The organism is Mycolicibacterium xanthum, assembly GCF_019710635.1.
Lineage (GTDB): Bacteria > Actinomycetota > Actinomycetes > Mycobacteriales > Mycobacteriaceae > Mycobacterium > Mycobacterium xanthum.
Genome location: NZ_JAIFZS010000020.1, coordinates 135,416 through 146,016 on the forward strand (window position 1 = coordinate 135,416; position 10,601 = coordinate 146,016).

General features: G+C 70.0%; 8 protein-coding genes. 4 read left to right on the forward strand and 4 right to left on the reverse strand.

Translation table 11 applies throughout. From position 1 onward, the window contains the following. The first annotated feature begins 24 nt into the window (after window positions 1–24). Entirely contained in the window at window positions 25–1,689 is a 1,665-nt protein-coding gene (locus tag JDV09_RS10400) for a nucleobase:cation symporter-2 family protein (RefSeq protein WP_221369031.1), read from the forward strand. Window positions 1,690–1,762: 73 nt separating this feature from the next. On the opposite strand, the gene JDV09_RS10405 is transcribed toward JDV09_RS10400, so the two are convergent. Next, window positions 1,763–2,725, reverse strand: coding sequence for a proline dehydrogenase family protein (locus JDV09_RS10405; RefSeq protein ID WP_221369032.1), 963 nt, complete (start codon window positions 2,723–2,725; stop codon window positions 1,763–1,765). 3 nt (window positions 2,726–2,728) lie between these two features. Next, on the reverse strand, window positions 2,729–4,357 hold the full coding sequence (pruA, locus tag JDV09_RS10410; protein ID WP_221369054.1) for an L-glutamate gamma-semialdehyde dehydrogenase: 1,629 nt from the start codon (window positions 4,355–4,357) through the stop codon (window positions 2,729–2,731). A 62-nt stretch (window positions 4,358–4,419) separates the two neighbouring features. Between pruA and JDV09_RS10415 the strand changes: the two genes are divergently transcribed. Continuing rightward, window positions 4,420–6,039: a PucR family transcriptional regulator gene (locus JDV09_RS10415; protein ID WP_255605122.1), complete on the forward strand. Its 1,620-nt coding sequence runs from the start codon at window positions 4,420–4,422 to the stop codon at window positions 6,037–6,039. A gap of 65 nt (window positions 6,040–6,104) precedes the next feature. On the opposite strand, the gene dapC is transcribed toward JDV09_RS10415, so the two are convergent. Together dapC and fdxA are read right to left on the reverse strand one after the other, a co-directional pair. Then, window positions 6,105–7,199 carry a succinyldiaminopimelate transaminase gene (gene dapC / locus JDV09_RS10420; RefSeq protein ID WP_221369056.1) on the reverse strand — a complete coding sequence of 365 codons (1,095 nt, stop codon included), beginning with the start codon at window positions 7,197–7,199 and terminating at the stop codon, window positions 6,105–6,107. Between the two features lie 50 nt (window positions 7,200–7,249). Continuing rightward, complete coding sequence (gene fdxA, locus JDV09_RS10425) at window positions 7,250–7,573, reverse strand: ferredoxin (RefSeq protein WP_221369033.1); 324 nt, start codon at window positions 7,571–7,573, stop codon at window positions 7,250–7,252. 275 nt (window positions 7,574–7,848) lie between these two features. On the opposite strand from fdxA, the gene JDV09_RS10430 reads away from it, so the two are divergent. Both JDV09_RS10430 and JDV09_RS10435 read left to right on the forward strand, forming a co-directional pair. Next, a complete protein-coding gene (locus JDV09_RS10430) occupies window positions 7,849–8,406 on the forward strand; it encodes a PadR family transcriptional regulator (protein ID WP_221369034.1) in 558 nt (185 codons plus the stop codon). After that, a complete protein-coding gene (locus JDV09_RS10435) occupies window positions 8,403–10,430 on the forward strand; it encodes an NADPH-dependent 2,4-dienoyl-CoA reductase (protein WP_221369035.1) in 2,028 nt (675 codons plus the stop codon). Before JDV09_RS10430 ends, JDV09_RS10435 begins: the two co-directional genes overlap by 4 nt. Window positions 10,431–10,601: the final 171 nt, after the last annotated feature.

The window sequence follows — 10,601 nt, forward strand, 5'->3', positions numbered from 1 at the left end:
ACAAGCTGGAGCTGGGAAAACTTCATGGCCACCGTCACCAAGATCCTGACCGAGGGCAAGCCCGCACCCCGACCGGTGGACGAGATCCCGCCACTGAGGCGGTTGCTGCCGCTGGGCATCCAGCATGTGCTCGCGATGTACGCGGGAGCGGTGGCCGTGCCGCTGATCGTCGGCGGGGCGATGGTCGGCGCCGGGCAACTCGAGCAGTCCGACATCGTCCACCTGATCATGGCCGACCTGTTCGTCGCCGGCATCGCGACGATCATCCAGGCCGTCGGATTCTGGCGGTTCGGGGTTCGGCTGCCGCTCATGCAGGGCGTCACGTTCGCCGCCGTCGGCCCGATGATCACCATCGGCACCAACCACGGCGTCACCGCGATCTACGGCGCGGTGATCTCCTGCGGGTTGTTCATGATCCTGCTCGCGCCGGTGTTCGGGAAGCTGATCCGGTTCTTCCCGCCGCTGGTCACCGGCACGATCATCCTGATCATCGGGGTGTCGCTGATGAGGGTCGCGGCCGGCTGGTTCGGTGGCGGCACCGGTAACGGCGCGGAGTTCGGCTCCCCCAAGGCCATCGGCATGGGTTTCTTCACCCTGGTCGTGATCATCGCCATCGAGCGGTTCGCGCCGGAGAGCCTGCGCCGGGTCTCGATCCTGCTCGGGCTCATCATCGGCACGGTGGTGGCGATCCCGTTGGGCATGACCAACTGGGACCACATGGGCGAGTACGGCTGGGTCGGCATCGTGACCCCTTTCCAGTTCGGGCTGCCCACGTTCGAGATCAGCTCGATCATCGCGCTGCTGATCGTCGCGATCGTGATCATGACCGAGACGACGGGCGACATCGTGGCGGTCGGCGAGATCGTCGAGGAGAAGATCACCCCGCAAAAGCTTGCCGACGGCCTGCGGGCCGACGGGCTGGGCACCGTCATCGGCGGTGTGTTCAACACGTTCCCCTACACCGCGTTCGCACAGAACGTGGGCCTGGTGGCGATCACCGGGGTGCGCACCCGCCACGTCGCAACTGTCGCGGGCGTCGTCCTGGTGCTGCTCGGGCTGCTGCCGAAGATGGCCGCGGTGGTCGAGGGCATTCCGCTGCCGGTGCTCGGCGGTGCCGGCGTCGCCCTGTTCGGCATGGTCGCGGCCAGCGGTGTGCGCACGCTGGGAAAGGTCAAGTTCACCAACACCAACATCCTGGTGGTGGCCATCTCGACCGGCGTGGCCATGCTGACCGAAGCCAAGCTGTACTACACCAACCGCACGCTGGCCGACACTCCGGTCAACGTCTCACTGGACCTCTACCACCAGTTCCCCGACTGGTTCCAGACGATCTTCCACTCCGGAATCTCGGCGGGCGCCATCACCGCGATCCTGCTCAACCTGCTACTGAACACCGGCCGGAAGGGCACCGAAGACGAGGATGACCTGGCCGCCTACGACGCGCCGCGGGGTGCGCTGCCCGATCCGCGTGACGCGCTGCGGGCCGCCGATCCGTCGACACCTCCCGAGGACCTCGACGAACTGGCGCACCGGGGCCCCGAACTGCACACCATCATCGTGACCAACCCGTCGACCTATGTGGCGACCTGCGACTGGATCAGGGCACAGGGCAATCCACAGGTCGACCAGGTGTACCAGAAGTGGGACGAGGTGACCGAGGGCCGGTTCTCCAAACGCACCCGGGAGTAGGCCGACGTCTCGTTCAGGCTGCGCCCACGGCGAACTTCTGCGAGTGACGCCCGCCCGGAGCGCAGTCTGAACGTCAGTGTGCGCGCTCGGCCAGCGCGCGCAGGAAGAACGTCAGGTTCGCGGGACGCTCGGCGAGGCGGCGCACGAAGTAGCCGTACCACTGGGTGCCGAACGGCACATACACCCGGACGTGGTTGTCGGCGTCAGCCAGCCGCCGCTGCTCGGGGTCACGGATGCCGTAGAGCATCTGGTACTCGAACTCATCCCCGCCGCGCCCGTGCTCTCGGGCCAACCCCGGCACGGCCTCGATGATCGCCGGGTCGTGCGAGGCCACCATCGGGTATCCGTCGCCGGCCATCAGGATGCGCAGGCACCGCAGGTAGGACTCGGTGATCGCGTCGGCTTCGCGCAAGGCGACCGACGCCGGCTCGTCGTAGGCACCCTTGCACAACCGGATCCGCGAGCCCGGCCCGGCGAACTCGGCGCAGTCGCCCGGCGTGCGCTTCAGGTAGGCCTGCAACACCGTGCCCACCCAGTCGTAGTCGACGCGCAGGTCGCGCACGATCGACAGGGTCGAGTCCGTGGTGGTGTGATCCTCGGCGTCCACGGTCACCCACACCCCGGCGCTCTGCGCCTTCGCGCAGATGGTGCGCGCGTTCTCCAGCGCGATCTTCGCCCCGTCGCGCGGCAGCGCCCGCCCCAGCGCCGACAGCTTCAGCGACACCTCCAGCGGCGCAACCGGGTTCGGGTCCTCACCACGTGCGGCCAGCGCATCGAGCAGACCCAGGTACGCGGCCACCGTGGCGTCGGCCGCGTCGGCGTCGGCGACATCCTCGCCGAGGTAGTCGATCGACACCAGCCGGCGCGAGTCCCGCAGCCGGGACACGGATTCCATCACGTCCGCAACGCCCTCCCCGGGCACGAATCGGTGCACCACCTCCCGGGTCACCGGCAGGCGCTCGGCGGTGCGCCGCAACCCCTCCCGCCTGGCCGCGGCCAGGATCGCGGGCCGGGCAACGCGCTGGAACACACCCATCACTCATGCCTCCATGTGCGGATAGCGGTGCCCGGTGGGCGGGACGAACGTCTCCTTGATCGACCGGGCCGAGGTCCAGCGCAGCAGGTTGAGCGCGGAGCCGGCCTTGTCGTTGGTGCCCGAGGCCCGCGAGCCGCCGAACGGCTGCTGGCCGACCACCGCGCCGGTGGGCTTGTCGTTGACGTAGAAGTTGCCCGCCGTATGGCGCAGCCGGCGTTCGGCCGCCAGCACCGCCGCGCGTTCGTCGGCGATCACCGCGCCGGTCAGGGCGTAGCGCGCGCTGGTATCGACCACGTCGAGGATCCGCTCGTAGTCCTCGTCGGGGTAGACGTGCACGGCCAGCAGCGGCCCGAAGTACTCGGTCGAGAACGCCTCATCGGACGGGTCGTCGGACAGCAGCACCGTCGGACGGACGAAATAGCCTTCGCTGTCGTCGTATTCGCCACCGGCGGCGATCGTGACCCCGGGCGTGCACTTGGCCCGCTCGATCGCCGCGACGTTCTTGGCGAAGGCCCGCTCGTCGATCAACGCGCCACCGAAGTTGGTCAGGTCGGTCACGTCGCCGTAGCGCAGCGCCTCGGTGGCGCCGAGGAACTCGTCGCCCATCCGCTGCCACACCGAACGCGCGATATAGGCCCGGGACGCCGCCGAGCATTTCTGCCCCTGGAAGTCGAACGCGCCCCGGATCAGCGCGGTGCGCAGCACGTCGGGCCGCGCCGACGGGTGCGCGACGACGAAGTCCTTGCCGCCGGTTTCGCCGACCAGCCGGGGATAGGTGTCGTAGCGGTCGATGTGGGTGCCGACCTCGCGCCACAGATGCTGGAACGTCGCCGTGGAGCCGGTGAAGTGGATACCGGCGAGTCGCCGGTCGGCCAGCACCACGTCCGAGACCGCCAGCCCGTCACCGGCGACGAGGTTGATCACGCCCGGCGGCAGCCCGGCCGCCTCGAGCAGCTGCATGGTCAGGTACGCGGCGAAAGTCTGCGTGGGCGACGGTTTCCACACCACGGTGTTGCCCATCAGGGCGGGCGCGGTGGGCAGGTTCCCGGCGATGGCGGTGAAGTTGAACGGGGTGATCGCGTAGACGAAGCCCTCCAGCGGCCGGTAGTCGCTGCGATTCCAGACCCCAGGCGAGCTGATCGGCTGCTGAGCCAGGATCTGGCGGGCGAACGCGACGTTGAAGCGCCAGAAGTCGACGAGCTCGCACGGCGCGTCGATCTCGGCCTGGTAGGCCGTCTTGGACTGGCCCAGCATCGTCGCGGCGGCGAGCTTCTCGCGCCACGGCCCGGACAGCAGATCGGCGGCCCGCAGGAAGACCGCCGCCCGCTCGTCGAACGGGGTGGCCTCCCAGCCCGGCTTGGCTGCCATCGCCGCGTCCACCGCCGCCGCGGCGTCGGCGTGATCGGCGTTGGTCAGGGTGCCCAGCCGCGCGGCGTGGCGGTGCGGCTGGACCACGTCGATGCGGGCACCGGCGCCCATCCGGTGTTTTCCGCCGATGACGTGGGGCAGGTCGATCGGGTCGCGCGCCAGTGCGCCCAGCGCATCGGCGAGGCGGGTGCGTTCGGCCGAACCCGGGGCGAAGTCGTGAACTGGCTCGTTTCGGGGCAGCGGCACATCGGTGACCGCAGAGATCGCGTCCATGCTGCCAGGATGCCTGGTTTCACCCCATGATCCGATGGCCGATCGGACAACAGATGGCAGACTTGATGGTCGGAATCGACAAAGGAGGCGTGGTGGCGCACAGTGCCGCGGGGCTCAGCCTCGGACAACTGCTGCTGGCGCTCGATCGCACCATGGTCACGCTGGTCGAAGCCCCACGGGGGCTCGACATGCCGGTCAGCTCGGTGGCGCTGGTCGACGCCGACGACGTCCGGCTCGGATTGTCGGTCGGCCCGGGTTCGGCCGATCTGTTCTTCCTGCTCGGCGTCGCCGACACCGAGGCGGTGGGCTGGCTGGAGCAGCACGCCGGCCGCCCGGCGGCGGTCTTCGTCAAGGAACCGACGCAGGCCGCCGTCGACCGGGCGGTCGCGCTGGGCACCGCGGTGGTCGCCGTCGAACCGCGGGCCCGCTGGGAGCACCTTTACCGGCTGGTCAACCACGCCTTCGAGCACCACCGCGACCGAAGCGACCCGCTGCGCGACTCGGGCACCGATCTGTTCGGGCTGGCCCAGTCCATCGCCGACCGCACCCGCGGGATGATCTGCATCGAGGACGCGGACAGCCACATGCTGGCCTATTCGGCCTCCAGCGACGAGGCCGACGAACTGCGCCGGCTGACCATCCTCGGCCGGGCCGGGCCGCCCGAACATCTGGAGTGGATCGGCCAGTGGGGCATCTTCGACGCGCTGCGGTCCGGCACCGACGTGGTCCGGGTGGACGAGCGACCAGAGCTGGGGTTGCGGCCGCGGCTCGCGGTCGGCATACACCTGCCGGCCGGCGACGGTCGCCGGGGCCCCAGTTTCGCCGGCACCATCTGGCTGCAGCAGGGCTCTTCCCCGCTGGCCGACGATGCCGACGAGATCCTGCGCGGTGGCGCGGTGCTGGCGGCGCGGATCATGTCCCGGCTGGCCGCCGCGCCGTCCCAGCATGCCGCGCGCGTCCAGCAGCTGCTCGGCCTCGGCCCGGCCGAGACCGGTGATGTCGTCGCGCTGGCCGGCGAGCTCGGTATCCCGGTGGATGCCCGGGCGGCGCTGGTCGGGTTCCGTGGCATCGGGATGCCGGTGCCCTCCGACGTGATCGCGTTGAGCGCCAGCGCGTTCCGCGCCGACGCCCAGGTGGCCTTGACCGGCGACCGGGTGTACGCCCTGTTGCCGAAGGTCGCCTCGGCCGCTTCGGTCACATCGTGGGCACGCGGGGTGGTGTCGGCGCTGCACCGCGAGCTCGGCCTCGACGCGCGGGCCGTGACCGCGGCCCCGCTGGCCGGGCTGGCGGGAGCGGCCCCGGCACGCGCCGAGGTCGACCGGGTCTTCGACAGCGCCGAGCGCCACCCCGCCGCGATCGGGCGGGTCACGTCGCTGGACGAGGCCCGCACCACGGTGCTGCTCGACGAGATCGTCTCCCAGGTGGCCGCCCAGCCCGGGCTGGTCGATCCGCGGGTGCGCCTGCTGCGGGACCGGGACCCGGTGCTGGCCGACACGCTGCACGCCTACCTGGACGGATTCGGCGACATCGCCGCTGTTGCGCGGCGCCTGCATGTGCACCCGAACACGGTGCGCTACCGGATCAGGCGGATCGAGAAGCTGATGTCGACCTCGTTGGAGGACCCCGACGACCGGCTGGTGCTGGCGCTGAGCCTGCGCGCCACCGAGCGGTAGTCCCCGTGCAGACGCAATAACACCGTGCAGAGCCCCCAACGGGTGCTCCTACGGCTGCGGGCCCGTCAAACCGCCAGACGCTGCACGGCCGCGGCGATGCGCTCGTCGGTCGCCGTCAGCGCCACCCGCACGTGCTGGGCGCCGCGGGGGCCGTAGAACTCACCCGGCGCGACCAGGATGCCCCGCTGAGCCAGCCACGCCACGGTGTCACGGCACGGCTCGTCGCGCGTCGCCCACAGGTAGAGGCCGGCCTCGGAATGCTCGACGGTGAACCCGGCGGATCGCAGTGCGGGCAACAGGACGTCGCGCCTGTTCCGGTAGCGCGCACGTTGCTCGGCTTCGTGGACGTCGTCGTCGAGCGCGGCGACCATGGCGGCCTGCACCGGGGTGGGCACCATCATGCCCGCGTGCTTGCGCACCGCCAGCAACTCGGCCACGACAGCGGGATCGCCGGCGACGAAACCCGCCCGGTAGCCGGCCAGCGACGAGGTCTTCGACAGCGAGTGCACGGCCAGCAGACCGGTGTGGTCACCGTCACAGACGTCGCGGTGCAGCACCGACACCGGTCGCGCGTCGTCCCAGCCGAGCCCGAGATAGCACTCGTCGGAGGCGACGAGGGCGCCGCGCTCGCGGGCCCAGCCGACCACCTTGCGCAGGTGTTCGACCCCCAGCACCCTCCCGGTCGGATTGCTCGGCGAGTTCAGGTAGATCAGTGGTGGCGCCGCCGGACCCAGTTGGGTCAGCGAATCCGCACGCAGTACCGCCGCGCCGGCCAGCAGCGCACCGACCTCGTACGTCGGATAGGCCAGCTCGGGGACCACCACGGTGTCGTCGGCGCCGAGCCCGAGCAGCGTCGGCAACCAGGCGATCAGCTCCTTGGTGCCGATCACCGGTAGCACGGCGGCGGAGGTCAGACCGGTCACCGCGTACCGGCGGTGCAGTGCGGCCACCATCGACTCACGCAGGGCCGCGGTCCCCGCGGTGGTCGGGTATCCCGGCGCCGAACCGGCCGCGGCGAGCGCATCCCGGATCAGCGGGGCCACCGGGTCGACCGGGGTGCCGACCGACAGGTCGACGATGCCGTCGGGGTGTGCGCGGGCGGTTGCCGTGACGTCGGCGAGGGTGTCCCACGGGAACACCGGCAGCGACGCCGACCTCAGCGGTCGCCGGGCGACGTCAGGCTGATCGCGATGGGCGTGCGCCGTGGCCCTCAGTCCTCACCCTGTGGGGGCATGTCCTTGACGACCTGTGGGTCGTTGTCGGTCTGGCCGACCTTCGACGCGCCGCCCGGCGACCCGAGCTCGGCGAAGAAGTCCGCGTTGATCTGCGTGTATGCACCCCACTGGTCGGGCACATCGTCCTCGTAGTAGATGGCCTCGACCGGGCACACCGGCTCGCAGGCGCCGCAATCCACGCACTCGTCCGGGTGGATGTACAGCATCCGAGCGCCCTCGTAGATGCAGTCGACGGGGCATTCCTCGATGCACGCCTTGTCTTTGACGTCGATGCAGGGCTCGGAAATCGTGTACGTCACGGAAGGTCTCCTCAAGTCCTCTCGAACTACCTGCCCAGTGGGCTGCTGTCAGGGCAGGGCGCAGCCGACGACCGCGGCCGATCTCAGCAAGTATCCATGCCGGTGGTCGGATGCATGTCTCAGTGTGCCCTAACTTCCACGCACCCGGTTAGGGGTTGCGCGTGGTTACAGATACTAAACGTCTCACATAGAGGTCGCCTAATGCCTCGCCCCTATGCACTTATGCGCAGTGCAACTAGTTGCATAGTCCCGGCCGGTCTGCCTACGCTGCCCCCGTGGCACTACCCCACGCGATCCTGGTGTCGCTGTGCGAACAATCGAGTTCGGGATACGAGCTCGCCCGCCGGTTCGACCGCTCGATCGGATACTTCTGGGCGGCCACCCACCAGCAGATCTACCGCACGCTGCGCACGATGGAGGGCCACGGCTGGGTGCACGTCACCGAGGTCGCCCAGCACGGCCGGCCGGACAAGAAGGTCTACCAGGTCTCCGACGCAGGCCGGGCCGAGCTGAGCCGGTGGATCGCCGCACCCCTGGTGGGCCGCGGCGGCTCGGTCGCCGACAACCGCACCCGCGACCTCGCCGTGAAGATTCGCGGCGCTGGGTACGGCGACGTCGATTCGGTGCGCACCCAGGCCGCCGACCTGCGCACCGAACGCGCCGGACTGCTGGACGCCTACCGGGGATTCGAGAAGAGCCGGTTTCCGGATCCGGCCGGCCTCAGCAGCACCGAGCTGCACCAGTACCTGGTGCTGCGCGGCGGGATCCGCGCCGAGGAGAGCGCCGTCGCCTGGCTCGACGAGGTGGCACAAGCGCTGGGAGGACGACCATGACGCGGCCGACACCGTACCCACACCTGTCGTCGCCGTTGGATCTCGGCTTCACCACACTGCGCAACCGGGTGGTGATGGGATCGATGCACACCGGGCTGGAGGACCGCGCCCGCGACATCCCGCGGCTCGCCGAGTATTTCGCCGAGCGGGCCCGCGGCGGCGTCGGGCTGATCATCACCGGTGGCTACGCACCCAACCGATCCGGCTGGCTGTTGCCGTTCGCCGCGCAGATGACCTCCGCCGCAGATGCCAACCGGCACCGTCGCATCACCGACCCGGTGCATGCGGCCGGCGGTAAGATCCTGCTGCAGCTGCTGCACGCGGGTCGCTATGCCTTTCACCCGTTTTCGGTGAGCGCCTCGTCGATCAAGGCCCCCACGACGCCGTTCCGGCCGCGGCGGCTGTCGTCCCGCGGGGTGCAGCGCACCATCGACGACTTCGCCCGTGCTGCGGCGCTGGCCCGCGACGCCGGCTACGACGGTGTCGAGATCATGGGCAGCGAGGGCTATCTGCTCAACCAGTTCCTCGCGCCGCGCACCAACAGGCGCACCGACGCGTGGGGCGGCACACCCGAAAAGCGCAGGCGGTTTCCGGTGGAGATCGTGCGCCGCACCCGCGCCGCGGTCGGCCCGGATTTCATCATCTGCTACCGGCTGTCGATGGCCGACTACGTAGAGGACGGTCAGAGTTGGGATGAGATCGTCGCGCTGGCAACCGAAGTCGAGGCGGCGGGGGCCACGCTGATCAACACCGGGATCGGATGGCACGAGGCCACGGTGCCGACGATCGTCACGTCGGTGCCCAACAGTGCGTTCGTCGACATCACCGACGCGGTGGCCGAGCACGTCGACATCCCGGTGATCGCATCGAACCGGATCAACATGCCCGAGGCGGCCGAACAGATCCTCACCGACACCGGCATCAGCCTGATCTCGATGGCCCGGCCATTGCTGGCCGATCCGCAGTGGGTGCACAAGGCGGGTGCCGGCGCCGCCGACGAGATCAACACCTGCATCGCGTGCAATCAGGCCTGCCTGGATCACGCGTTCGCACACAAGACGGTGTCGTGCCTGCTCAACCCCCGCGCCGGTCACGAGACGACACTGACCCTCGGCCCGACCAGGCACAGCCGGCGGGTAGCGGTCGTCGGCGCCGGACCGGCCGGGCTGGCGGCCGCCGTCACCGCGGCCCAGCGCGGACATCGGGTCACGCTGTTCGAAGCCCGGCCGCACATCGGCGGCCAGTCCGACCTGGCCCGCCGGATTCCCGGCAAGGAGGAGTTCGGCGAGACCATCCGGTACTTCACCCGGATGCTGGACAAGCACGGCGTCGACGTGAGGCTGCAGACCAGAGCCGACGCCGACGTTCTGACCCAGTTCGACGAGGTCGTGCTGGCCACCGGCGTCACACCACGCGTGCCCGACATTCCGGGCATCGATCACCCGATGGTGGTGTCGTATGTCGAGGCCATCACCGGGACCCCGATCGGGAAGGTGGTCGCGGTGGTGGGTGCGGGCGGGATCGGCTTCGACATCAGCGAATTCCTCACCACCGAGCACTCCCCCACCCTCAACCTCAAGGAGTGGAAGGCCGAGTGGGGTGCGGCCGACCCCCGCGAGGCACGCGGCGCGCTGACCACACCACTGCCGGCCCCCGCGGCGCGCGAGGTGTACCTGCTGCAGCGCACGAAGGGGCCACAGGGTGCGAAGCTGGGCAAGACCACCGGCTGGGTGCATCGGGCATCGTTGCGCGCCAAGGGCGTTCAGCAGCTCTCCGGGGTCAACTACGAGCGCATCGACGACCGTGGGTTGCACATCAGCTTCGGATCCGAGCGCAGCGGCGTCCGCCTGCTCGAGGTCGACAACGTGGTGATCTGCGCCGGCCAGGAGTCGGTGCGCGATCTCGAGGACGCGCTGCGGGACCGCGGGGTCGGCCCGCACGTCATCGGTGGCGCCGACGTCGCCGCCGAACTGGACGCCAAGCGGGCCATCCGGCAGGGCACCGAACTCGCCGCCCGGCTCTGACCCCTTTCTCCCGCGAGCGCGCGGGTTTGCACGCTCCCGCTCCGCGTGTCGCGTGCAACAGCGCGCGCTCGCCGGCGCTCAGCATGCTCAACCCGACAGCACGCCGGCGGTGACGGCCGTCGGATCGGCCAGCACGCCGAACTCCGCGGCAACCCGGTCGGCGTGCCGGGC